Raw genomic sequence first — 22,330 nt, forward strand, 5'->3', positions numbered from 1 at the left:
ACCAAAACCCATCGAACAGGAGGACCAGACGGCAGCCGCTTAACACCCGTTGGACTCAAACACCTTGACAAATTCCGCCGAGGCGTTGACCACCGCACCTGACACATTCGATCTCTTCCCGTTGACCATCGACGGCTGGTTCGCCGACATGGCAGTCATGTCGGAGCCCGACGTCGATGGCTTCTTCCCGCTGGCCGACGCGCCCGTAGACATGGGCATCGACACGCTGCTGAGCGGCGTGTTGACACCGTGACGCTTTGCGGGTCAGCGCCCCGCGTGCACCGGCAGCGTCAGTACTGATGGGGCCAGGTCGATCGTGTGCGTTGCCGGCCGCTGAGCGGCGCCGCTGATCGCCGGTTCGCCGGTGCCCAGGTTGCGGGCGTACCGGGGGTGGCTGCCGCCGGCGATCAGCAGCCGGATGCGGGATCCGGCCGCGAAGCGGTGCGCGATCTGATCCAGCTCGATACGGACCTTCCCCGCGTCCTGGGCCAGTCGAAGGTAGCCGTCGCTGACGTTGCGTGAGCGTCCGCGGGCGTCGACCTCGCTGACCCGGACGAACACATCGACGTGCGGGTTGTCGCTGGAATGCGCCAGCTCCACCACCGGGCTGCCGAAAACGTCGACATCCTCGGTCAGGGGCTCCCCGGTGAACGTCAGCACGTCGGCACGGCGAGGCAGCGCATCGTCGCGCTGATAGCCGCCCCCGGGGGCGAGCAGTCGCCCGCCCACCGTGGGGGTGGGGTCTGCGGGGTCGTAGTGAAAGCTCACCGAGTCGGTCGCACCGTCGGCCAGCGGCGCGTCGGCCAGGCGCCCGGCGGGCTGCAGCCACCAGCTGCGACCGGTCGACTCGGGCGCCCAGTCGGGTGACTCACGCCAGCCTCCACCGCCGGTCACGTAGACGCGCACCCGGCTGGTTCGCGGCGGCCGGTCGGCGCCGGCGAGGTGAGTGTCGAGCCACGCCAGGGATTCGGTGGTGACGGTGCGCAGCCCTTTGGTCACCATCTCGGTGTGCGTCCACGGGCCGACGGTCAGAGCCACCTCGGCTCCGCGGTCGCGCAGGGCCTGGAACTGCGTCAGCGTCTGGTCCAAGAACAGGTCTTGCCAGCCGCTGAGCAGCAGCACCGGAACCTGGGTCTGCTCCAGTGCCGCCGGGTGACGCAGGTTGTCCCAGAACGGGTCATCACGGTCAGGGTGCTCGACCCACGACTCGTACCACGGTGAGGCGTCGCCCAGCAGGGCCCGGCCGGCTGCGCCCAGCGGCAACCCGGCAGCGGCGCGTCTGACCTTGCGCTGGGCGGTCAGCTGCGCCACCCCGGCCCGGATCCGTGGACGCACCTCCTGGTGGGCCATCATGTGGCTCCAGCCCAAGAAGTCGTTGAGCGCGAATGCGCCCACGCCCCAGGTCGACTGGTACAGGTCGTGCGGTCCGACCGTGATGACCGCGGCCTTCAACTCCGGCGGCGGATCGGCCAGCAGCGCCCACTGCGTGAAGCCCAGATACGACAACCCGATGGTCCCGAAAGACCCGGTGAACCACGGCTGGGTGCGCATCCAGGCCACGGTGTCGGCACCGTCGGCGGCCTCGTTGACCATCGGCTCGAACACCCCGGCGGAGCCGAAGGTGCCGCGCACACTCTGCAGAATCACCCGGTAGCCGCGGGCCGCGTACATCCGGGCGAACACCACCGAGAACGGAAACTTTCGGCCGTAAGGGCAGCGCACCAGCAGGGTGCCGGCCACGTCGCCGGTCGGCTGGTAGTGGTCGGCGCGCAACTCGACCCCGTCGCGCATCCGGATCTGCTCCCGGCGCACGGTGTAGCCGGTGGTCGGCGGCGGCAGGCCCTGCAGCGCCCGGTTCATCACGACATCGGTCAGGCGGGGGCCGGTCAGACGCGGCGAATCGATGGTGGCCATGGGTCTCAGTACTTGTAGTGGGGAGCCAGCTGATGGGCACGCATCAGGTTCTCGGTGGGGCAGTCCACGTCCGGGTTGGAGTACACCGGCGAGTAGTACAGCGCCTGCTGGATCACCCCGTAGCTGGTCTTGAACGCCACCATGCAGGAGAACCACCACCGGTTGTTCCATTCGGTGGGCTTCATCACCCAGTACTGCGCCGCCCGGTGCCCGTCGATGTCCATCTCGATCGCGTCGGCCGGAATCGACTCGTCGTAGCTGCGCCACACGAACGTCTCGACCGCCATTTGGTAGTTGCCGGCGTCGAATTCGCAGCGCACGCCCTCGACCGGCTTGGGCGGCGTGAAGGCCAGTCCCAATTGGGCGATGACGTCGTAGGGGATGTCCTCGCAGGCGTCGAACGGGCGCGGGTTGGTGAGATTGACCGCTTTGCTCGAGGTGGCCGGTGCCAGCGGCAGTGCGGTGGAACGCAACTGGACTCCGGAGGCGCCGGCGTAGTCATCGCGCAGGGGTGTCTGTTGCCAGACCATCACGACGGCCATCACCAGCGCCCCCAACGCGGTGAACAGACGCAGTTTGGTGAGCATGACACTCCTCGCTTCCGCCGGGTGCTCTGCCGGGAGTGTACAAGTTGTGGCACATGCCACTGCCCCGAAGGCGACGACCCGACCCTTGCAAGCGGGAGGCGCCCGGAGCGCCGACTAGGCTCGACCCTCGTGAGCACCCACGAACGCACGGCCGCAGACGGCCCAACCCTGTGGGCGATCTCTGACCTGCACACCGGCCACTTCGGCAATAAGCCGGTCATCGAGGGACTGCACCCCGTCACCGGCGATGACTGGCTGATCGTCGCCGGTGATGTGGCGGAGCGCACCGATGAGATCCGCTGGGCGCTGGATCTGTTGCGCAGGCGCTTCACGAAGGTGATCTGGGTGCCCGGCAACCACGAACTGTGGACCACCAACAAAGACCCGATGCAGGTGTTCGGCCGCTCTCGTTACGACTATCTGGTCGACATGTGCGATCAGATGGGCGTCATCACCCCCGAACACCCCTTCCCGCTCTGGACCGAGCAGGGTGGCCCGGCCACCATCGCGCCGCTGTTTTTGCTCTACGACTACACGTTCCTGCCGGCCGGAGCGACGACTAAGGCCGAAGGCATGGCCATCGCGCGGGAGAGAAACGTGGTGGCCACCGATGAGTTTCTGCTGTCTCCCGAGCCCTACGGCACCCGCGACGCGTGGTGCCGTGACCGGGTGGCGGCGACCCGCAAGCGGCTTGAAGACCTCGACTGGATGACCCCGACGGTGCTGGTCAACCATTTCCCGATGGTGCGCCAGCCCTGCGACGCGCTGTTCTACCCGGAGTTCTCGCTGTGGTGCGGCACCGTCGAAACCGCCGACTGGCACACCCGCTACAACGCGACATGTTCGGTATACGGCCACCTGCACATCCCGCGCACCACGTTCTATGACGGCGTGCGCTTCGAAGAGGTCTCGGTGGGCTACCCGCGCGAATGGCGCCGACGCCGTCCGCACCGGTGGCTGCGTCAGATACTGCCCGAGCCGAACTACCCGCCCGGTTACCTCAATGAGTTCGGCGGCCACTTCGTGATCACCGACGAGATGCGCGAAGCCAGTGCGAAGTTCGCCGAACGGGCGCGCCAACGGCAGGCGCGATGAGCAGGCTGTTGGACAGTGTGCTCGACGGAGCAGCGGTGGGTTCGTTGGCCTGGGCCGAACGCTACGACGATCCGCCCGGGCTGGCCCCGCTGCCCGAGGAAGAGCCGCTGGTCGCTCGTTCGGTTGCCAAGCGCCGCAACGAGTTCATCACCGCGCGTTACTGTGCTCGGCTGGCATTAGAAGAGCTCGGCCAACCGCCGGTCCCGATTCTCAAGGGGGAGAAGGGCGAGCCCACGTGGCCCGAAGGCGTTGTCGGCAGCCTGACGCACTGCGCGGGCTTCCGGGGAGCTGTGGTCGGTCGCGGTGGCGACGTGCGATCGGTGGGTATCGATGCCGAACCGCACGATGTGCTGCCCGACGGCGTGCTCAATGCCGTGAGCCTTCCGATCGAGCGTGACGAACTCGCGACATTGCCGCAAGACCGGCACTGGGACCGAATCCTGTTCTGCGCCAAGGAGGCTACCTACAAGGTGTGGTTTCCGCTGACCAGGCGGTGGTTGGGCTTCGAGGATGCCCACATCAGCTTCGACCCCGACGGCAGCTTTGTCTCTCGCATCCTGATCGATCCCGAGGCGCTGTCCGGGCCTCCGCTGACCGAGCTGCGCGGGCGATGGTCGGTGGCGGGCGGTCTGGTGCTGACGGCGATCGTGCTGTGAGCGCGCCCCCGCCGGCCGGCCTGGTGATCGTCGACAAGCCGGCCGGAATCACCAGCCACGACGTCGTTTCGCGGTGCCGCAGGTTCTTCGGAACCCGCAAGGTCGGCCACGCCGGCACGCTGGACCCGATGGCCACCGGGGTGCTGGTCATCGGCATCGAACGGGCGACCAAGATCCTGGGGTTGCTGACCGCTTCGCAGAAGTCCTACGCCGCCACCATTCGGTTGGGGCAGACCACCTCGACCGAGGACGCCGAAGGTGAGGTGCTGGAGACGATTTCAGCCGCGCACCTCACCGATGCCCAGATCGAGGCGGCGATCGGCGGGCTGCGCGGCGACATCGAGCAGGTGCCCTCGACGGTCAGTGCCATCAAGGTGGCCGGCAAGCGGTCCTACCAGCTGGCCCGGGAGGGGCGCGCGGTCGATCTGCCCGCCCGGCCGGTGCGCATCGAGCGTTTCGAGCTGTTGGAGGTCCGGCGTGCCGGTGGGTTCGTCGATCTGGACGTCGAGGTGGACTGCTCGGCGGGTACCTACATCCGGGCACTGGCACGCGATGTGGGCGGCGAATTGGGGGTCGGCGGACACCTGACGGCGTTGCGGCGTACCCGGGCTGGTAGCTTCGGGCTGGATCAGGCCCGCACCCTCGACGAACTGGCCGAGTGCCCACGGCTGAGCTACAGCCTGGATGAGGCCTGCCTGCAGACCTTTCCGCGCCGCGACCTCAGCGTGGAGGAAGCCGTCGACGTCAGCCACGGCCGGCCGTTGACGCCGGCGGGCATCGACGGGACCTACGCGGCAACCGATCTCGACGGTCGGGTGATCGCACTGCTGGAGGACTCGGGAAGGCGGACCAAGTCGGTGGTCGTGATCCGGCCGGCGACGTTATAGTCCGCCGATGGCCACCGACGAACGCGAGATCACCGAGCCTGTCGATCTGTGCACCTCGTCCGGGTCGCTGAACCCGGCGGCCGTCGGTTGGACCCGAACACCGCAGCACCGCTGCAACCTGCGTGGCTGGGGCCGCACCAAGCGCTGGGAGTACTGGTGCCTGACGACGCCGACCCACCTGATCGCGATCACCGTCGCCGACCTCGACTACCTCGGCTTGAGCAACGTCTTCCTGCTGGACTACTCCGGGCGTGAGGTGAGCCGGAGCTGTCTGCACCCGGGTGGGTGGGGGATAAGGCTGCCGTCCAGCCTGGGCGACGGACCGGCCCGCGCTCGCGGCCTGATTGCGATCGATCTCACCACCGAGCCCGACGGCACGCGGATCCAGTTCTCCTGCAAGACCTCTGCCGGTCCGATGGCCGGTGACCTCTTCGTGGCGCTACCGCCCGAGCACGAGACCCTGGCGGTGGTGGTGCCGTGGAGCCGCAACAGATTCCAGTACACCGCCAAGCACACCGCGCGGCCGGCGTCCGGTGTCGTGCGGGTCGGCGAGGTCACCTACGACTTCGCCGGCGGCTGGGGTGTGCTCGACCACGGACGCGGGCGATGGCCGGCCCATGTCGTGTGGAATTGGGGCGCTGCCTCCGGGCACACCGGCGGCCACACGGTCGGCCTGCAGCTGGGCGGCAAGTGGACGGTCGGCACGCCGAGCACGGAGAACGCGCTCTGCGTGGACGGCCGACTGACCAAGATCGGCGCCGAACTGGACTGGCACTACCCCGACTACACCGGGCCGTGGACCATCCGCACGCCCGACTCCGATCAGGTGGAGCTGACGTTCACCCCGTTCCATCACCGGTCACCGGCGCCGGGCACTCATCAGTGCTTCGGGCACTACGACGGCCGCATCCGCACCGACGACGGTGCCAGTGTTGCCGTCAACGGTCTGCTCGGCTGGGCCGAACAGGTGCACCTGCTCTGGTGAGGGATCCCCGCCGGTAAAAGCCCGCCCTCGTGGCGGTAACTACAATCGATGGTCAACCGGGTCAGTGGTTGCGGGTGGATCGACCACTCCCGACGGAAAGAGGATCAGTGACTGGCGTCGATGCGAAGCGCAGTCGGCGTACCCAGGCGGAGCGCAGTGCCGCGATGCGGGTGCGGCTCCTCGACGCCACCGTGGAATGTTTGGCGGCTTACGGCTATTCGGGCACGACGACCTCGCGGGTCGCGGAGATGGCCGGGGTCACCCGTGGCGCGCAGATCCACCACTTCGGGTCCAAGGAAGATCTGGTCGTCGCGGCCATCGAGCACCTCGCCCAACAACGCGCGCAGGCGGCCATCCGCGAAGTCAGTCGCGTCCAGAGCAGTCCTGACTTGGCGTCGACGGTGCTGGACTTCCTGTGGGAGGCGCACCAGGGGCCACTGTTTGTCGCCACGATGGAACTGTGGGTGGCCGCCCGGACCGATCCCGTGCTGGCCCGCCAGATCGAGCGGGTGGAGCCGGTCGTCAACGGCACGCTCATCGCGGCCATCGCGCAGCTGCTGCCCGACCACCCGGCCAAGAAAGAACTCCGCAACGTCGTCTACACCGCGATGGATGCGCTACGCGGAATCCTGGTCGCAAACTTCGTCGACCAAGACCCCGACCGTGCCCGGCGCCGCTGGGAGCGTGCCGGTGGCCACCTGCGCCACGTGATGGCTGCTTTGGTCGAGGCCAGCTAAACAACCCAGATCGCTTGGGCAGCAGGGCTGCCCAGATCGACGGTGGCGTGCTCGCGATCGGAGTCCGGGGGCGAATCCAGGGCTATCGAGATGATCCCGGCGAAGTCGCGGCGAGTCAGCACCCGCAGACGCGCGTCGAGGCTGATGCCCACCTGTGCGAAGTAGCGCAACATCTCCGGATCGTTGTCGGAGATGCGTGCGACCGTGCCGGTTTCGCCGTCGGCGCACGCCCACAACTGGCGGGCCGGGGGAGTGGGCACCTGCCCGTCGGTTGCCGGGATCGGGTCACCGTGCGGATCCCGCTGCGGGAAGCCCAGCTTGGCGTCGATGCGCGCGATCAGCCGATCCGACACCGCATGCTCGAGGATCTCGGCTTCGTCGTGCACCTCGTCCCAGCTGTAGCCGAGCTCGCACACCAGAAAGGTCTCGATCAGGCGGTGCCGGCGAACCATCGCCAGTGCCGCCCGACGCCCTTGGTCGGTCAACGTCACCGCGCCGTACTTCTCGTGATCCACCAAGCCCGCGTCGGCGAGCTTGCGGATCGACTCGGAGGCGGTGCTGGCGGACACGCCGATCTTCTCCGCCAGCATCTTGGTGCTGACCTTGTCGGGTGACCATTCCTGAGCGGTCCAGATGACTTTCAGATAGTCCTGAGCGACGCTACTCAGCCCATCCGACTGCTCCCAAGGGCTCACAACCCGACAGTTTAGGCTGTCCTGGTGCAGCGGTGGCGGGGGCAGGACGAGATCCCCACAGACTGGGGCCGGTGCGTGCTCACCATCGGCGTGTTCGACGGTGTGCACCGCGGGCATGCGGAACTGATCAGTCATGCGGTGAAGGCCGGCCGGGAGCGCGGCGTCCCGACGGTGCTGATGACCTTCGATCCGCATCCGATGGAGGTCGTCTACCCCGGCAACCATCCGGCGCAGCTCACCACGCTGGCACGCCGCGCCGAGCTGGTCGAGCAGCTCGGCATCGACGTCTTCCTGGTGATCCCCTTCACGCCGGAGTTCATGAAGCTCACCCCGGACCGCTACATCCACCAACTGCTGGTGGAGGACCTGCACGTGGTGGAAGTCGTGGTGGGGGAGAACTTCACCTTCGGACGCAAGGCCGCCGGCAACGTCGAAACCCTGCGCCGCGCAGGCGAGCAGTTCGGATTCGGGGTCGAATCGGTGTCGCTGGTGGCTGAGCGCGCCGCCGCCGACCAGTCCGTCACCTTCTCCTCCACCTACATCCGATCCTGCGTGGATGCCGGCGATGTGGCGGCGGCCGCTGAGGCGCTGGGCCGGCCACACCGGGTCGAAGGGCTGGTGGTGCGCGGCGACGGCCGGGGACGCGGCTTGGGCTTTCCGACCGCCAACGTGGCGCCGTCGGCCTTTGCGGCGATTCCGGCCGACGGTGTGTACGCCGCGTGGTTCACCGTGCTGGGGCACGGCCAGGTGCCCGGCACCCTCGTCGCCGGTCAGCGCTGCCGCGCCGCGGTGTCGGTGGGCACCAATCCGACGTTCTCCGGGCGGGCCCGCACGGTCGAGGCGTTCGTCATCGACGAAACCGCCGACCTGTACGGGCAGCGCGTGGCCGTCGACTTCGTCAGCCGGATCCGCGGCCAGAAGAAGTTCGACTCGGTGGCAGACCTGGTGGCGGCGATGAACACCGACGTCGAGAAGACCCGCGGTCTGCTCTGCGACGACTGAGCGCCGGCACGATTGGGACGGTTGACCCACGCGCTGCTAGACTCGCCCCTCGGCGTGCTGCAGTCCGCGGTGGCCGCCGACTTGATATTCCGCGGGACCTATTGATGGAGATTTGTCGTGGCGCTGACCGCCGAGCAGAAAAAAGAGATCCTCGCCAGCTACGGCCTGCACGAGACGGACACCGGCTCGCCCGAGGCGCAGGTGGCCCTGCTGACCAAGCGGATCGCCGACCTGACTGAGCACCTCAAGAAGCACAAGCACGACCACCACTCCCGGCGCGGGCTGCTGCTGCTGGTCGGCCGGCGGCGTCGTCTGCTCAAGTACCTGACCGCGACCGACGTGGCGCGCTACCGCTCGCTGATCGAGCGCCTCGGTCTGCGTCGCTGACGAATCGGGCCGGCGCCAGCCGCCGGCGTGTAGAGTGAGACCGTTCCGGGCCTGCCAGGCCCGGACATCGGTGTGGCCCCCGCATCCGCGTACGCCACTCCGGCACGTTACGACGGGACACGTCCCTGCGAACAGCCAGACCTGCATCGGGCGGTCTTCGGTAGTGGCAGCCGGGTCTAAAGCACGTCTTTAAAGATCCGGCCGCTTCGATCGACGACCGTAGCCGCATCCAGGTTGTTGGCTGTCGCACGTCTGATGTTGCGAAAACAGCTGAACAAACCAGGAAAGGCCGCACGGGCTTTTATGTCTGCAATTGAAATTGAAGAAGGCGTCTTCGAATCCACCGCTGTCATCGACAACGGCAGCTTCGGCAAGCGCACCATCCGCTTCGAGACCGGCCGGCTGGCGCAACAGGCCGCCGGCAGCGTCGTCGCCTACCTCGACGACGAAACCATGCTGCTGTCGGCGACCACCGCCAGCAAGGCTCCCAAGGACCACTTCGACTTCTTCCCGCTCACCGTCGATGTCGAAGAGCGGATGTACGCGGCCGGTCGTATCCCCGGCTCGTTCTTCCGCCGCGAAGGCCGGCCGTCCACCGACGCGATCCTGACCTGCCGCCTCACCGACCGCCCGCTGCGCCCGTCGTTCGTCGACGGCCTGCGCAACGAGGTCCAGGTCGTGGTGACGGTGTTGAGCCTCAACCCCAACGACCTCTACGACGTGGTGGCGATCAATGCCGCGTCGGCCTCCACCCAGCTTGCCGGCCTGCCGTTCTCCGGCCCGGTCGGTGCGGCGCGGGTGGCGCTGATCGACGGCACCTGGGTGGCGTTCCCCACCGTCGAGCAGCTCGAAAATGCTGCGTTCGACATGGTGCTGGCGGGCCGGACCCTCGAAGACGGCGACGTCGCGATCATGATGGTCGAGGCCGAGGCCACCGAGAACGTCATCGCGCTCATCGAAGCCGGCGCTCAGGCGCCGACCGAGACCGTGGTTGCCGAGGGCCTGGAGGCCGCTAAGCCGTTCATCGCGGCGCTGTGCAGGGCCCAGCAGGAGCTGGCCGACGCGGCGGCCCGCCCGACCGCCGACTACCCGCTGTTCCCGCCCTACGGTGAGGACGTCTACTACTCGGTGGCGTCCGTCGCCACCGACGAGCTGGCGAAGGCACTGACCATCGCCGGCAAGGCCGAGCGGGACGAGCGCACCGAGGAGATCAAGGCCGAGGTGATCGAGCGCCTCGCCGAGACCTACGAGGGTCGCGAGAAGGAGATCAGCGCGGCCTACCGCAGCCTCACCAAGAAGCTGGTGCGTCAGCGCATCCTGACCGACCACTTCCGCATCGACGGCCGCGGTATCACCGACATCCGGGCGTTGAGCGCCGAGGTCGCGGTGGTGCCCCGGGCGCACGGCAGCGCCCTGTTCGAGCGTGGTGAGACCCAGATCCTCGGGGTGACCACGCTGGACATGGTCAAGATGGCCCAGCAGATCGACTCGCTGGGGCCGGAGACCTCCAAGCGCTACATGCACCACTACAACTTCCCGCCGTTCTCGACCGGTGAGACCGGCCGGGTCGGTTCGCCCAAGCGTCGCGAGATCGGCCACGGCGCCCTGGCCGAGCGGGCCCTGGTTCCGGTGCTGCCCAGCATCGAGGAGTTCCCCTACGCCATCCGTCAGGTGTCGGAAGCGTTGAGCTCCAACGGATCCACCTCAATGGGTTCGGTCTGCGCATCCACCCTGGCGTTGCTCAACGCCGGTGTGCCGCTGAAGGCTCCGGTCGCCGGTATCGCGATGGGCCTGGTCTCCGACGACGTCGAGGTGGACGGCAAGACCGAGCGCCGCTTCGTCGCCCTCACCGACATCCTGGGCGCCGAGGACGCGTTCGGCGACATGGACTTCAAGGTTGCCGGCACCAAGGACTTCGTCACCGCGCTGCAGCTCGACACCAAGCTCGACGGCATTCCGTCGCAGGTGCTCGCGGGTGCGCTGGCGCAGGCCAAGGACGCGCGTCTGACCATCCTCGAGGTGATGGCCGAGGCCATCGACGCCCCCGACGAGATGAGCCCGTACGCGCCGCGGGTCACCACCATCAAGGTTCCGGTGGACAAGATCGGCGAGGTGATCGGGCCCAAGGGCAAGATGATCAACTCGATCACCGAGGAGACCGGCGCTCAGATCTCCATCGAGGACGACGGCACCGTGTTCGTCGGCGCCACCGACGGCCCGTCGGCGCAGGCCGCGATCGACAGGATCAACGCGATCGCCAACCCGCAGCTGCCGAAGATCGGCGAGCGGTTCCTGGGCACCGTGGTCAAGACCACCGACTTCGGCGCCTTCGTGTCGCTGCTGCCGGGCCGGGACGGCTTGGTGCACATCTCCAAGCTCGGCAAGGGCAAGCGGGTCGCCAAGGTCGAAGACGTGGTGAAGGTCGGCGACAAGCTGCGCGTGGAGATCGCCGACATCGACAACCGCGGCAAGATCTCGCTGGTGCCCGTGGACGAGTCGACCCCAGAGGCGGGGCCCGCTGAGTCTGCCGATGCCGCGCCTGCCGAAAGCTGACACCGGGGCGCCGCCGCGCGCCACACTGCGACGCACCACCCTGCCGGGCGGACTGCGGGTGGTCACCGAGTACCTCCCCGCGGTTCGTTCGGCGTCGGTGGGCGTCTGGGTCGGCGTCGGATCGCGCGACGAGGGCCCCACGGTCGCCGGGGCGGCGCACTTCCTGGAACACCTGCTGTTCAAGGCCACCCCGACTCGTACGGCGGCCGGCATCGCCCAGGCGATGGACGCCGTCGGGGGTGAGCTCAACGCCTTCACCGGCAAAGAGCACACCTGCTACTACGCCCACGTACTCGACACGGATCTGGAGCTAGCGGTCGCGCTGGTGAGCGATGTGGTGCTCAACGGATCCTGCGCGGCGGCCGACGTCGACCTCGAGCGCGACGTGGTCCTCGAGGAACTCGCGATGCGCGATGACGATCCCGAGGATGCGCTGGGCGATGTGTTCTTGTCGACGCTGTTCGGCGATCATCCGATCGGCCGGCCGGTGATCGGCAATGTCGAGTCGGTGTCGTCGATGACGCGGGCCCAACTGCGGTCGTTTCACCAGCGTCGCTACACACCGGAGCGCATGGTGGTCGCCGTCGCCGGCAACGTCGACCACGACACGGTGGTGGCGATGGTGCGAGAACACTTCGGGCACCGCCTGATTCGTGGTGAGAAGCCCGCCGAGCCGCGGCGCGGCACTGCCCGGGTGCCCGGCACGCCCGGGCTGACCGTGGTCAACCGCGACGCCGATCAGACGCACATGTCTCTGGGAGTGCGGGCGCCCGGACGCTATTGGCAACATCGTCAGGCGCTGGCGGTGCTCAACACCGCACTGGGGGGCGGTCTGAGTTCCCGGCTGTTCCAACAGGTTCGGGAGACCCGCGGACTGGCGTATTCGATCTACTCGTCGGTGGACACCTTCGCTGACGCCGGCGCGCTGTCGGTGTACACCGCATGTCAGCCGGACCGGTTCGCCGAGGTGGTCGCGGTGACCGCCGAGGTGCTCGAATCGGTGGCGCGCGACGGAATCACCGCCGACGAGTGCCGGATCGCCAAGGGATCGTTGCGCGGGGGATTGGTGCTGGGCCTGGAGGATTCCGGTTCGCGGATGAACCGGCTGGGTCGCAGCGAGTTGAACTACGGCCGGCACCGGCCCATCGCGCGCACCCTGCGGGAGCTGTCCGCGGTCACCGTCGAGGAAGTCAACGCCGTGGCCCGCCAACTGTTGTGCCAGCCCTACGGCGTCGCGGTTCTGGGTCCGTACCGCTCGAAAGGGGCGCTTCCGCGGCGTTTGCGGTCGATGGCAGGCTAGGGGAATGGCGTTCAGCTTCTCCGAACTCACCGTCCCGTTGCTCGGCGCCCCGATGGCGGGCGGACCCGGCACCCCAGCGCTGGCAGCAGCGGTGTCGCAGGCGGGCGGTCTGGGTTTCGTCGCCGGTGGTTATCGCACCGCCGATCAGCTGGTCGATGACATCGCCGCGGTGCGCGCTGCCACCAGCGCTCCTTTCGGCGTCAACCTGTTTGTGCCCCAGCCCAGCTATGTCGACGTGGTGCTGCTCGACGAGTACGCCGATCTGCTTGATCCGCTGGCCGAGCACTACGGCGTGGAGCTGGGAGAACCCCGCTTCGGCGACGACGACTGCTGGGCGGAGAAGCTCGAGGTGATCGCCGACCTGCGGCCCACGGTGGTCTCCTTCACGTTCGGGACACCGTCGCCGGACGACCTGGAGTCGCTGCGGGCGATGCGCATTCTGACGATGGTCACGGTGACGTCGGCCTATGAGGCCGGTGTCGCGCTGGGGCACGGTGCCGAGGTGTTGGTGGTGCAGGGCCCCAAGGCCGGTGGGCATCGGGGCACCTTCGCTCCGGATGTGCGGCCCGGTGAGGACTCCCTGGAGGACCTGCTCGCCGAGATCCGCCACGCCCACGGTCACGTGCCCCTGGTGGCGGCGGGTGGGCTCAGTTCCGCGGCCGAGGTTGCCGGCGTGCTGGGCCGCGGGGCAGTCGCCGCCCAGGTCGGTACCGCCCTATTGCTGGCGGATGAAGCGGGGACAAACCCGACTTACCGTGCCGCACTGACCAATCCGGAGTTCGCCAACACCACGGTGACGTGTGCTTTCTCCGGTCGCTACGCGCGCGGCCTCGAGAACGATTTCACGCGCAGGTACGAGGCGGTGGCGCCGGTGGGCTACCCCGAAATCAACCACCTGACCGCGCCGATCCGCGCGGCCGCTGCGTTCCACGAAGACCCGCACGGGACCAACATGTGGGCTGGGACCGGCTACCGAAACGCCCGTGCGGCTGCGGCCGCTGACATCATTGATTCGCTGACTCCCTGACCAGCCGGTACGGCGTCGTTATGATCGCCGCATGACTGAGACGTTGGCCCCCTCAGCACGCGGCACGGTGCACATCAATGCCGCCCCTGAGACGGTATACGCGCTGATCACCGACCTGTCCGCGCTGACGGACTGCGCCGAGGAGACCGTCGCCATGCACTGGCGCAAAGGGGATTCGGCGCGTCCCGGCGCGAAGTTCAGCGGCGCCAACCGCAACGGCTCACACAGCTGGAACACCTCCTGCACCGTCACCGACGCCGAGCCCGCTCGCCTGTTCGCCTTTGACGTGCGAGCGTCGATGTTGCCGGTGTCCCGCTGGTCCTACGAGATCACCCCGACCGACGGCGGTTGCCAGGTCACCGAGAGCACCTGGGACCACCGGCCCCGCTGGCTACTCGGGATCAGCCGGCTGATCAGCGGTGTCGCCGACCGCAAGGCCGCCAACGCCGACCACATCCGGATCACCCTGGACCGGCTCAAGTGCAAAGCCGAGCAGCGCGCCGGTCAGCAGTCGCAGTAGAGCGCGGGGTGCTCGGCGCCAGACAACAGAGAGCCACCACCGTCGTCGTACTTGACATTTGACGTATATTTGTCGAAAAGGAGGTTCGATGCTCCGCGTCGACGACACCCACGAGCACATCGTCTTGCAGGCCCGCGACGTCCGATTCGACTGGTCGGAGTTGCCCGTGCACTACGTGCCGGGAGAGCCCTTCGTGACGCACTTCTGCAACGTGCTGCACCTGCTGTTGCCCGCCGGCGAGGAATTCTTCGTCGAGGTGTTCAAGCAGGCGTTACCGCTGATCAAGGATGACCAGTTACGGCTCGATGTCCAGGGATTCATCGGTCAGGAGGCCACCCACTCCCAGGCACACGCGGCGGTTGTCGAGCACCTGGCCGCCCGCGGGGTCGATATGTCGCCGTTCACCGACCAGATCCACTGGCTGTTCGCTCGCCTGCTCGGTGACCGGCCGACCTGGAGTAAGCGTCGGCAGCAACGCTGGCTGTTGGAACGGGTGGCGCTGGTGGCCGCCGTCGAGCACTACACGGCGATTCTCGGGGAATGGGTCCTCGAGAGCCCCGCGCTGGACGAGATCGGCGCCCATCCGGTGATGCTGGACATGTTGCGCTGGCACGGCGCCGAGGAAGTCGAGCACAAGGCCGTCGCGTTCGACGTCATGAAACACCTGCGGGCCGGCTTCTTTCGGCAGGTCCGCACGCAGCTGGCCGTCACACCCCTGATGCTGCTGATGTGGGTGCGTGGCCTGCGGTTCATGTACAACGTGGACCCGCTCCTGCCGGCTGGGACCAAACCGCGCTGGCGGGACTGGTTCATCGCTGCGCGCCGCGGGCTGGTGCCCTCGCCGTTCGAATTCCTGCCCGCGATCGCCTCGTACTACCGGCCCGGCTTCCATCCGTCGCAACTCGGTGGGGTGGACAAGGCGGTCAACTACCTGGCCGTTTCGCCCGCAGCCCGCGCCACGCACTGACCCCCCGCGCGAACAACGAGGAGTGCAGTTCATGACCACCCCTGCCACCACCACTGTGACAACGGCCGATGGCGTGACCCTCGCGGTGCACGCGTACACCGAGCTGGACCCGCAACGGCCGACCATCCTGGCGATCCACGGCTACCCGGACAACCACCACGTCTGGGACGGGGTGGCTCGCGAGCTCATCGAGCAGAACCCGGGCCGCTACAACGTCGTCGCCTACGACGTACGCGGGGCGGGGGCGTCCTCGGCGCCGGCGGAGAAGTCCGGCTACCGATTCCCGCACCTGATCGCCGACGTCGCCGCGGTGATCGAGCACCTGAGCCGGCAGGGGGCCGAGCAGATTCACCTCCTGGGCCACGACTGGGGTTCGATCCAGGGCTGGGCAGCCATCACCGACCCGGACGTGGCGGCCAAAGTGGTCTCCTACACCTCGATTTCGGGCCCTCACCTGGATTACGCCGGGGTGTTCCTGCGCTCGGCGCGCAACCTGCGGACACTCGGTGACGTCGTTAGGCAGTTCCTCGAGTCGAGCTATATCTGGCTGTTCCTGACCCCCCGGGTTCCCGAGGCCGCCTTCCGATCCGGTCTGGGCGTCAGGGTCCTGGACTGGCTGGGCCGAATCGGCCGCTCCGGCAGGCCGCAACCAGCCATCCCACGGGCGGAGAACGACTACGTCAACGGGCTCAACCTCTATCGGGCCAACATGCCGGGTCCCTTCCTCAGGCCGTCGCGGCCACTGCCCGCGACCGATGTCGCCGTGCAGGTGCTCGCGCCTCGCCTCGACGTATTCGTCAGCCCGGCTCTGCAGCGCTACACCGGGTCGATTCCGGCCAACCACCGGGTGCTCGACATCGACGGCGGCCACTGGGTGGTGGTCGATCGCCCCGCGGTGATCGCCCGGCTCACCGACGAGTGGGTGCAGCACAGTGTGGCCGGCGGTGCCGGCTCGTCCGGCAATGACATTCGGCATGCCTGACACGACCGCGCAGATCTGGAGATCGCGCCCCGCCGACCTCTATGGCCGGCGCAAACATGACCGGCTGTTCAATGCGCTCTGGGGGGCGATCACCGTAATCGGTGGTATGGCTGCACTTTCGCGGTGGAAGCCGTCTCGGGTGGCCGCGGTGCCGCGCACAGTCGCCGCCGTCGTCACCAAGCGCGAGATGCTGACCAGCGATGTGGTTGCCCTGACTCTCGCGGACCCCGACGGGGGACTGCTGCCGCACTGGACCCCGGGCGGTCACATCGACGTGCAGTTGCCCTCCGGCCGCCGGCGGCAATACTCGCTGTGCGGAGAGCCCGGGCGCCGCACCGAGTACCGCATCGCGGTACGCAGGCTGGACGACGGGGGCGGCGGATCAGTCGAGATGCACGAGGCTTACGCCGAGGGCGACACGCTGCTTTTCGAAGGTCCGCGCAATGCGTTCCATCTGGGCACCGGTGAGAGCGACGTGCTGTTCGTCATCGGCGGGATCGGTGTGACCCCGATGCTGCCGATGATTCGCCAGGCCGCCCAGCGCGGAATCGATTGGCGCGCGGTGTATGCCGGCCGCAGCCGCGCCGACATGCCCCTGCTCGACGAGGTGCTGACCGTGGACGGCGAGCGGGTCACGGTGTGGGCCGATGATGAGCACGGCCGCTTCGCCGGTACCGAGGAACTGCTGGCCGCTGCCGGGCCGCAGACTGCGGTGTACGTCTGTGGCCCCAGCGCGATGCTCGAGGCTGTGCGAGTCACCCGCGACCAACACGCCGATGCTCCGCTGCACTATGAGCGGTTCAGTCCGCCTCCGGTGGTCGACGGGGTTCCGTTCGAGCTGGAGCTGGCCCGATCGAGGCGGGTATTGGCGATTCCCGCGGACCGTTCGGCACTGGACGTGATGCTCGACGCCGATCCGACGACCGCATACTCGTGCCGGCAGGGTTTCTGCGGCACCTGCAAGGTGAAAGTGGTCTCCGGTGAGGTCGACCGGCGTGGACGCACCGCCGAGGGCGGCGACGAGATGCTGGTCTGTGTCTCGCGGGCCAACGGGGGACGCGTCATCATCGACGCCTGAGTCGAGCCATACCGGTGCGGATAGGATGCTCGGATGTCGGGTGTTACTGAGATCCATCGCGCGAGTCTGCGGGCCAGAATCATCTACGCCGTCTTCGCGGCGATAATGCCGCGGTTGGTGCGGTGGATCAGCCGCCGCGGGGGCGCCGAGGCCATGGCCGCGACGTTGGCGCAGTTGGGCCGCCGTACCAACACCGTCGCCCGTCTGCAACGGCTGCGACCCCATTTCCGGATCCGGTTCACCCGCGATGTCGCCACTGGGGTGCCGGTCGAGATCGTTCGCCGAGCGGACTGCCTCGCCCCACTGAGCGAGGGCGCCATCCTGTACTTCCACGGCGGCGGCTTCTTCACCGGCGGTCTCGACACCCACCTGCACGTCGTGGCGACCCTGGCCCGGCGCACCCGGCTGCCGGTGGTGCACGTCGACTACCGGCAATTCCCCGACGTGAGCGTGGACGGCTCCGTGGAGGACTGCGTCGGCGCCTACCGCTGGCTGCTGGAGCAGGGAGCGAACCCGGCCAAGACGGTGATCGCCGGGGACTCCGCCGGGGGGTTTCTCACGTTTGCCACGGCGCTGCGATCCCAGCAGGAGGGGCTGCCGGCCCCCGCGGGAGTCATCGGGATCTCGGCGCTGCTGGAGCTCGACGGAACGGCCCGCAGCACCCACTCGAACGTGGGCACCGACGCATTCGGTATCGCCGACGCGCTGCCGGACCTGGTCGAGCACGTGTGCCCGTCGCCGCCGATGCGTCATGACCTGTCGCCGATCAACGGCCCACTGGAGACGATGCCGCCGGCCCTATTGATCGCCGCCGAGTCGGAGACCCTGCGCTGCGACAGTGAACGGCTGCACGCCGCGCTGCTGAAGCACAATCGGTCCAGCCGACTTGAGCTGTGGGCTCATCAGGTGCACGCCTTCCCGGCGCTGTTCGGCTTCCTGCCGGAAAGCCGGGCGGCGTATGACCTGATGGTCGGCTTCATCGCCGAACGCCTGGCCGACGCCGACCGGCCCGACGAGGCTCGCCGGGAAGTGTCGTAAGTAGGGTGGCAACCATGCGAGTAGCAGTATTGGGCGCCAAGGGAAAAGTCGGCGCCACCATGGTTGCGGCGGTGCAGGCCGCCGAAGATCTGACGCTGTCGGCCGAGGTCGACGCCGGTGACGAACTGAGCCTGTTGACCGACGGCGGCACCGAGGTGGTGATCGACTTCACCCACCCCGACGTCGTGATGGACAACCTGAAGTTCGTGATCGACAACGGGATTCACGCGGTGGTGGGCACCACCGGGTTCACTGAGGAGCGGTTGGCCCAGGTGCGTTCCTGGATCGAGGCCAAGCCCGGCTCGGCGGTGCTGATCGCTCCCAACTTCGCCATCGGCGCGGTGCTGTCTATGCATTTCGCGACGCAGGCCGCACGGTTCTTCGAATCGGTGGAGGTCATCGAGCTGCACCACCCGCAGAAGGCCGATGCACCCTCAGGCACCGCCACGCGCACCGCTGCGCTCATCGCCGAAGCGCGAAAGGGGCTGCCGCCCAACCCCGACGCCACCAGCACCAGTCTGCCCGGAGCGCGCGGCGCGGACGTGGACGGTGTGCCGGTGCATTCGGTCCGGTTGGCCGGGCTGGTCGCCCACCAGGAGGTGCTGTTCGGGACCATGGGGGAGACGCTCACCATCCGGCACGACAGCATTGACCGGACCTCGTTCGTTCCCGGCGTGCTGCTGGCCGTGCGCCGGGTCGCCGAATTCCCCGGACTCACCATCGGTATCGAGCCTCTCCTCGACCTGAAGTAGTGATCAAGGTGTCGCCGGCCACCAGGGTGAAGGTGCTGATCGCCTTCATGTGCCTGGCGCTGCTGATGTATGCGGTGTTTCTGGGCCGGATAGCGGTGCTGCTGATCGCCTCCGGTTCGGCGGCGGCGATCGGGATGGGACTGGCCCTGTTGATCATGCCGTTTCTCGGGGTGTGGGCGATGGTCGCCACCCTGCGCGACGGGTTCGCCCACCAGCGACTGTCGCGGCTGATCGCCGAGGACGGCATGGAACTCGATGCCGGGGCCTTGCCGCGGCGTCCGTCCGGACGCATCGAACGGGAGGCCGCCGACGCCCTGTTCCACACCGTTCGTGCCGAACTGGACGCGGACCCCGACAACTGGCGGCGCTGGTACCGGTTGGCCCGCGCCTATGAGTTCGCCGGCGACCGTCGTCGCGCGCGGGAGGCGATGAAGACCGCGGTCGAGTTGCAGGCGCAGCGGTGAGCAAGACGCTGCTGGTGGTGCACCACACGCCCTCGCCGTTCTGCCAGGCGATGTTCGAGGCGGTGCTCTCCGGTGCGACCGACCCGGAGATTGAAGGAGTCGACGTGGTGCGCCGGGCAGCGCTGGAGGTGTCACCGGTCGACATGCTGGCCGCCGACGGCTACCTGCTGGGCACCCCGGCCAACCTCGGCTACATCAGCGGGGCGCTCAAGCACGCCTTCGACGTCTGCTACTACCCGATCCTGGATTCGACGCGCGGCAGGCCATTTGGCCTCTATCTGCACGGCAATGAGGGAACAGAGGGTGCAGAACGGGCCGTCGACTCCATCACGACCGGACTGGGATGGGTCAAGGCAGCCGACTACGTCGTGGTTTCGGGCAAGCCGGCCAAGTCTGACCTGGAGGCGTGCTGGGAACTCGGCGCGACAGTGGCCGCGCAATTGATGGACTGAACCCGCTAGGGGTCGATGTGGGTTTCCGGCATGTAGAACGAGTGGAACGGGTACTCACGGCCCGGCCCCATGGAGTGGCAGTCCTGCTGCGACGGCGGTGATTTCGGCGGCTCGTAGTAATAGATGACGCAGCGCTGCCAGCTGCCGTCGGGCTGAATCGGACCGTCGCACTTCTGGGCGGTGGAGAAGAACAGCAGCGGGTTGTCCTGACAGCCTGCCTGGGCGGCCGGCGCCGCGGCGATCAGCCACCCGGTCGCCAGCCCGGTGGCCGCCAGTGTGGTGGTCAGGCCTCCGGTGAGGTAACGCTTCACGGTCGACCCCTTCTCATCGCGTCGTGGTTGTCGAATGACTATGCCGGACGCGGCCGATGTTTTGTTCCAGATTATGCCCGCGGGTTCTCACCCAGTTCATATCGTGAGGCGATACACTCCACTGCCGTGAGCTATGCAAACGACACCGCGTCCACGACGGAGTCCACAACGGACCTGCTTGCGCGCACCCTGGAGTCGGTGCGCGTCGCCTACGAGAACATCGCGGAGCTGGCCCAGCATCAGAACGGCATCTACGCCGTCGCCCAGACCGCAAGGGGCACCGCGCTGATCCACGACCTGCGCAAGCAAATCGACCAGCTCGACAAGATCCTGCCCTTCAAGAGCTGACGGTCGGCAGGTGCCGGCTCAGTCAGAACGGCGGGGGTTGGTTGCGTTCGGCGATGACTTGAGCGGCGTAGTCGGCGTTGAGTGCGCGTTCGGCGTTGATACACCGGACGCGGTCCTGCTGGCGGGTCCGTCTCCGGATGGGCATCATGACGCCGCGTTGGGTGGGCGGTGGGTCCGGTGCTGCCGCCGTCGGTGGTGGTGGGTTGGGTCGACACAAGGCGGGGAAAAGCAGCTGACTACCCGGTCGGGTGAGGTAGGTGTGACCGGTGGGGGCGGTCCATTCGATGGTGCCGTCCGGATGTTGGCGGTCGGTCCAGCCGCCGGGTCCGATCCAGAAGGTTTTGAGCAAGTGATGTTTTCGGCATAAGCAACGAAGGTTCGCCGAGTGCGTCGGGCCGCGGGGATGGGCGATGGCGTGGTCGATGTCGCAGGCGGTGGCGGGCCGATCGCAACCGGGGAATCGACACGTCAGGTCGCGGGCCCGGACGAACGCTGCCAATCGCGCGGACGGGCGATAGCGATTCTCGGCCTCGGCGCAGAAGCGCAGGGGATTGACGGTGGCGCCACCCCGAATCAACTCCGCGAGCAAGGGTGCCGGCACACTGCCGCCGCCGACAATGCGCCCCGATGTGGTGGCCGCCCTGTTGGGCGGTTTGGTCCCCGCGCCCGCTTCGGGAGGCGCCTCGGCGACCACGTGGACCACGACCTGAGCTGCGCGGGCGTCTGCGCCATGGGTGGCCGGGCAAGCCTGTTGCCCGCAGGCGCAAGCTAGGGTGTCCGCCCCGGCAGCCAGGGCGCCGAGAGCATCGGCGCGGCGCTGGGCCACGGTGCGCGGGTCGTCTTCGCAGACGCTGCGGGCCATCTTGTCCAGCCGTTGATCCAGTGCGGCTGCATCGACGGCGAACAGCCGTCCCCATAACCCGGTGACACCGGATTCACTGTTCGCGCTGTCGATGACCACCTCCCGGCCGCGTGCGGTAGTGCTGGCACGACGCACCGCGGCGGGGTCATGCCGATCGATGAGTGCGTCGATGGCGGTGGCGGTCTTGGCCGCCGACAAGGGGCCCAGCGCGGTCGCCAACACGGCCAACTCGGCATCGACGAGTGCCAGCACGCCCGGGTCGGTGATCAGCGTGGTGTGCCACGAGATGGTGGCGGCCAGTCGGACGCTGATCACGCCGTCGGCCAACAGGGCGCCCACTTTGGGAAGTCGCTCGCGCAGTGCCGAGGCGAGATACATCTGGCTGGAGGCCATGCCGTGGCTGATGTGCTCGGCGGCGGCCACTTCGGCCGCCGCAGCGTCCCAGTTGTCGCATGCCCAGCGGGACCGCTCCAATGCGGGTCCGTCGGTGCGCCGCGCGACCAACTCGGCGATGGCCGCCAGCCGGCGGGCCGCTGCTGCGGCCTCCACCTGAGCCCAGCCGCTGATTGCCGCCACCAGCAGATTGTCTCCGGCGGCGCCGAGCGCCTCCAGCTCCGGCAAACCTACATCGAACATACGTTCGATACTACGCCTCTCCACTGACTCAAACTTTTTGGCAGGGTCGCGTTATTCACAACGCGGCCGTGAGGAGGTTGAGTGGATCATGGTCC

General features: G+C 67.9%; 25 protein-coding genes. 20 read left to right on the forward strand and 5 right to left on the reverse strand.

The features are described 5' to 3' along the window. Positions 1 to 64 precede the first annotated feature (64 nt). Positions 65 to 253: a hypothetical protein gene (locus tag AWC18_RS16820; protein WP_133055005.1), complete on the forward strand. Its 189-nt coding sequence runs from the start codon at positions 65 to 67 to the stop codon at positions 251 to 253. A gap of 11 nt (positions 254 to 264) precedes the next feature. Here AWC18_RS16820 and AWC18_RS16825 read toward each other — a convergent pair whose 3' ends face one another. Beyond that, positions 265 to 1,860, reverse strand: a complete 1,596-nt coding sequence (locus tag AWC18_RS16825) for a CocE/NonD family hydrolase (protein ID WP_234806565.1) — start codon at positions 1,858 to 1,860, stop codon at positions 265 to 267. 59 nt (positions 1,861 to 1,919) lie between these two features. After that, the gene (locus tag AWC18_RS16830) at positions 1,920 to 2,501 is read right to left on the reverse strand and encodes a DUF3558 domain-containing protein (RefSeq protein WP_076048669.1); all 582 of its coding nucleotides are present in this window, start codon (positions 2,499 to 2,501) and stop codon (positions 1,920 to 1,922) included. Between the two features lie 129 nt (positions 2,502 to 2,630). Between AWC18_RS16830 and pptH the strand changes: the two genes are divergently transcribed. From pptH to AWC18_RS16855, 5 genes are all read left to right on the forward strand, one after another. Continuing rightward, on the forward strand, positions 2,631 to 3,596 hold the full coding sequence (pptH, locus tag AWC18_RS16835; RefSeq protein ID WP_076048668.1) for an ACP phosphodiesterase PptH: 966 nt from the start codon (positions 2,631 to 2,633) through the stop codon (positions 3,594 to 3,596). Then, a complete protein-coding gene (gene pptT / locus AWC18_RS16840) occupies positions 3,593 to 4,252 on the forward strand; it encodes a 4'-phosphopantetheinyl transferase PptT (RefSeq protein WP_085139473.1) in 660 nt (219 codons plus the stop codon). Before pptH ends, pptT begins: the two co-directional genes overlap by 4 nt. Beyond that, positions 4,207 to 5,139, forward strand: coding sequence for a tRNA pseudouridine(55) synthase TruB (truB, locus tag AWC18_RS16845; RefSeq protein ID WP_085139474.1), 933 nt, complete (start codon positions 4,207 to 4,209; stop codon positions 5,137 to 5,139). Before pptT ends, truB begins: the two co-directional genes overlap by 46 nt. A gap of 7 nt (positions 5,140 to 5,146) precedes the next feature. Further along, positions 5,147 to 6,124 carry a DUF2804 domain-containing protein gene (locus tag AWC18_RS16850; RefSeq protein ID WP_085139475.1) on the forward strand — a complete coding sequence of 326 codons (978 nt, stop codon included), beginning with the start codon at positions 5,147 to 5,149 and terminating at the stop codon, positions 6,122 to 6,124. Between the two features lie 164 nt (positions 6,125 to 6,288). Further along, on the forward strand, positions 6,289 to 6,861 hold the full coding sequence (locus AWC18_RS16855) for a TetR/AcrR family transcriptional regulator (RefSeq protein WP_085139483.1): 573 nt from the start codon (positions 6,289 to 6,291) through the stop codon (positions 6,859 to 6,861). On the opposite strand, the gene mntR is transcribed toward AWC18_RS16855, so the two are convergent. Next, positions 6,858 to 7,556: a manganese-binding transcriptional regulator MntR gene (mntR, locus tag AWC18_RS16860; RefSeq protein WP_064996297.1), complete on the reverse strand. Its 699-nt coding sequence runs from the start codon at positions 7,554 to 7,556 to the stop codon at positions 6,858 to 6,860. The two genes, AWC18_RS16855 and mntR, sit on opposite strands and share 4 nt — an antisense overlap. Positions 7,557 to 7,580: 24 nt before the next feature. Between mntR and AWC18_RS16865 the strand changes: the two genes are divergently transcribed. The 13 genes from AWC18_RS16865 (at position 7,581) to AWC18_RS16925 (ending at position 20,078) form a co-directional block, all read left to right on the forward strand. After that, positions 7,581 to 8,558, forward strand: coding sequence for a bifunctional riboflavin kinase/FAD synthetase (locus AWC18_RS16865; RefSeq protein ID WP_085139476.1), 978 nt, complete (start codon positions 7,581 to 7,583; stop codon positions 8,556 to 8,558). A 117-nt stretch (positions 8,559 to 8,675) separates the two neighbouring features. Next, complete coding sequence (rpsO, locus tag AWC18_RS16870; RefSeq protein WP_085139477.1) at positions 8,676 to 8,945, forward strand: 30S ribosomal protein S15; 270 nt, start codon at positions 8,676 to 8,678, stop codon at positions 8,943 to 8,945. Positions 8,946 to 9,248: 303 nt separating this feature from the next. After that, entirely contained in the window at positions 9,249 to 11,498 is a 2,250-nt protein-coding gene (locus tag AWC18_RS16875; RefSeq protein ID WP_076048660.1) for a polyribonucleotide nucleotidyltransferase, read from the forward strand. Continuing rightward, positions 11,476 to 12,798: a M16 family metallopeptidase gene (locus AWC18_RS16880; RefSeq protein ID WP_076048659.1), complete on the forward strand. Its 1,323-nt coding sequence runs from the start codon at positions 11,476 to 11,478 to the stop codon at positions 12,796 to 12,798. The genes AWC18_RS16875 and AWC18_RS16880 overlap by 23 nt, the downstream gene beginning before the upstream one ends. Before the next feature lie 4 nt (positions 12,799 to 12,802). After that, entirely contained in the window at positions 12,803 to 13,825 is a 1,023-nt protein-coding gene (locus tag AWC18_RS16885; protein WP_085139478.1) for a nitronate monooxygenase, read from the forward strand. Positions 13,826 to 13,856: 31 nt separating this feature from the next. Then, a complete protein-coding gene (locus AWC18_RS16890) occupies positions 13,857 to 14,345 on the forward strand; it encodes an SRPBCC family protein (protein WP_085139479.1) in 489 nt (162 codons plus the stop codon). An 88-nt stretch (positions 14,346 to 14,433) separates the two neighbouring features. Then, positions 14,434 to 15,312: a metal-dependent hydrolase gene (locus AWC18_RS16895; protein ID WP_076048656.1), complete on the forward strand. Its 879-nt coding sequence runs from the start codon at positions 14,434 to 14,436 to the stop codon at positions 15,310 to 15,312. Positions 15,313 to 15,343: 31 nt separating this feature from the next. Further along, entirely contained in the window at positions 15,344 to 16,294 is a 951-nt protein-coding gene (locus tag AWC18_RS16900) for an alpha/beta fold hydrolase (RefSeq protein WP_085139484.1), read from the forward strand. Further along, positions 16,287 to 17,372 carry a PDR/VanB family oxidoreductase gene (locus AWC18_RS16905; protein WP_076048655.1) on the forward strand — a complete coding sequence of 362 codons (1,086 nt, stop codon included), beginning with the start codon at positions 16,287 to 16,289 and terminating at the stop codon, positions 17,370 to 17,372. Before AWC18_RS16900 ends, AWC18_RS16905 begins: the two co-directional genes overlap by 8 nt. Before the next feature lie 33 nt (positions 17,373 to 17,405). Beyond that, positions 17,406 to 18,410, forward strand: coding sequence for an alpha/beta hydrolase (locus tag AWC18_RS16910; protein WP_085139480.1), 1,005 nt, complete (start codon positions 17,406 to 17,408; stop codon positions 18,408 to 18,410). Between the two features lie 14 nt (positions 18,411 to 18,424). Beyond that, on the forward strand, positions 18,425 to 19,162 hold the full coding sequence (gene dapB, locus AWC18_RS16915; protein WP_085139481.1) for a 4-hydroxy-tetrahydrodipicolinate reductase: 738 nt from the start codon (positions 18,425 to 18,427) through the stop codon (positions 19,160 to 19,162). Between the two features lie 47 nt (positions 19,163 to 19,209). Beyond that, positions 19,210 to 19,626: a hypothetical protein gene (locus tag AWC18_RS16920; protein WP_420093355.1), complete on the forward strand. Its 417-nt coding sequence runs from the start codon at positions 19,210 to 19,212 to the stop codon at positions 19,624 to 19,626. Positions 19,627 to 19,676: 50 nt separating this feature from the next. After that, positions 19,677 to 20,078, forward strand: coding sequence for a flavodoxin family protein (locus AWC18_RS16925; protein WP_234801318.1), 402 nt, complete (start codon positions 19,677 to 19,679; stop codon positions 20,076 to 20,078). A 5-nt stretch (positions 20,079 to 20,083) separates the two neighbouring features. Here the strand turns inward: AWC18_RS16925 and AWC18_RS16930 are convergent, their stop codons facing one another. Next, a complete protein-coding gene (locus tag AWC18_RS16930; protein ID WP_076048651.1) occupies positions 20,084 to 20,389 on the reverse strand; it encodes a CDGP domain-containing protein in 306 nt (101 codons plus the stop codon). 126 nt (positions 20,390 to 20,515) lie between these two features. On the opposite strand from AWC18_RS16930, the gene AWC18_RS16935 reads away from it, so the two are divergent. After that, entirely contained in the window at positions 20,516 to 20,737 is a 222-nt protein-coding gene (locus AWC18_RS16935) for a hypothetical protein (protein WP_076048650.1), read from the forward strand. 22 nt (positions 20,738 to 20,759) lie between these two features. On the opposite strand, the gene AWC18_RS16940 is transcribed toward AWC18_RS16935, so the two are convergent. Further along, positions 20,760 to 22,235 (reverse strand): HNH endonuclease signature motif containing protein, encoded by a 1,476-nt coding sequence (locus AWC18_RS16940; protein ID WP_085139482.1) that lies wholly within the window; start codon positions 22,233 to 22,235, stop codon positions 20,760 to 20,762. Positions 22,236 to 22,330: the final 95 nt, after the last annotated feature.

The organism is Mycolicibacter nonchromogenicus (assembly GCF_002101775.1).
Lineage (GTDB): Bacteria > Actinomycetota > Actinomycetes > Mycobacteriales > Mycobacteriaceae > Mycobacterium > Mycobacterium nonchromogenicum.

Excerpts from the sequence above, each read along its gene's own strand:
- pptT (WP_085139473.1), top strand. The coding sequence starts at position 3,593 with ATGAGCAGGCTGTTGGACAGTGTGCTCGACGGAGCAGCGGTGGGTTCG.
- AWC18_RS16885 (WP_085139478.1), top strand. The coding sequence starts at position 12,803 with ATGGCGTTCAGCTTCTCCGAACTCACCGTCCCGTTGCTCGGCGCCCCG.
- AWC18_RS16850 (WP_085139475.1), top strand. The coding sequence starts at position 5,147 with ATGGCCACCGACGAACGCGAGATCACCGAGCCTGTCGATCTGTGCACC.
- AWC18_RS16880 (WP_076048659.1), top strand. The coding sequence starts at position 11,476 with ATGCCGCGCCTGCCGAAAGCTGACACCGGGGCGCCGCCGCGCGCCACA.
- AWC18_RS16920 (WP_420093355.1), top strand. The coding sequence starts at position 19,210 with ATGTGCCTGGCGCTGCTGATGTATGCGGTGTTTCTGGGCCGGATAGCG.
- AWC18_RS16830 (WP_076048669.1), bottom strand. The coding sequence starts at position 2,501 with ATGCTCACCAAACTGCGTCTGTTCACCGCGTTGGGGGCGCTGGTGATG.
- AWC18_RS16910 (WP_085139480.1), top strand. The coding sequence starts at position 17,406 with ATGTCGGGTGTTACTGAGATCCATCGCGCGAGTCTGCGGGCCAGAATC.
- AWC18_RS16925 (WP_234801318.1), top strand. The coding sequence starts at position 19,677 with ATGTTCGAGGCGGTGCTCTCCGGTGCGACCGACCCGGAGATTGAAGGA.
- AWC18_RS16905 (WP_076048655.1), top strand. The coding sequence starts at position 16,287 with ATGCCTGACACGACCGCGCAGATCTGGAGATCGCGCCCCGCCGACCTC.
- AWC18_RS16825 (WP_234806565.1), bottom strand. The coding sequence starts at position 1,860 with ATGAACCGGGCGCTGCAGGGCCTGCCGCCGCCGACCACCGGCTACACC.
- AWC18_RS16940 (WP_085139482.1), bottom strand. The coding sequence starts at position 22,235 with ATGTTCGATGTAGGTTTGCCGGAGCTGGAGGCGCTCGGCGCCGCCGGA.
- AWC18_RS16900 (WP_085139484.1), top strand. The coding sequence starts at position 15,344 with ATGACCACCCCTGCCACCACCACTGTGACAACGGCCGATGGCGTGACC.
- AWC18_RS16855 (WP_085139483.1), top strand. The coding sequence starts at position 6,289 with ATGCGGGTGCGGCTCCTCGACGCCACCGTGGAATGTTTGGCGGCTTAC.
- dapB (WP_085139481.1), top strand. The coding sequence starts at position 18,425 with ATGCGAGTAGCAGTATTGGGCGCCAAGGGAAAAGTCGGCGCCACCATG.
- truB (WP_085139474.1), top strand. The coding sequence starts at position 4,207 with ATGGTCGGTGGCGGGCGGTCTGGTGCTGACGGCGATCGTGCTGTGAGC.
- AWC18_RS16875 (WP_076048660.1), top strand. The coding sequence starts at position 9,249 with ATGTCTGCAATTGAAATTGAAGAAGGCGTCTTCGAATCCACCGCTGTC.
- AWC18_RS16890 (WP_085139479.1), top strand. The coding sequence starts at position 13,857 with ATGACTGAGACGTTGGCCCCCTCAGCACGCGGCACGGTGCACATCAAT.
- AWC18_RS16895 (WP_076048656.1), top strand. The coding sequence starts at position 14,434 with ATGCTCCGCGTCGACGACACCCACGAGCACATCGTCTTGCAGGCCCGC.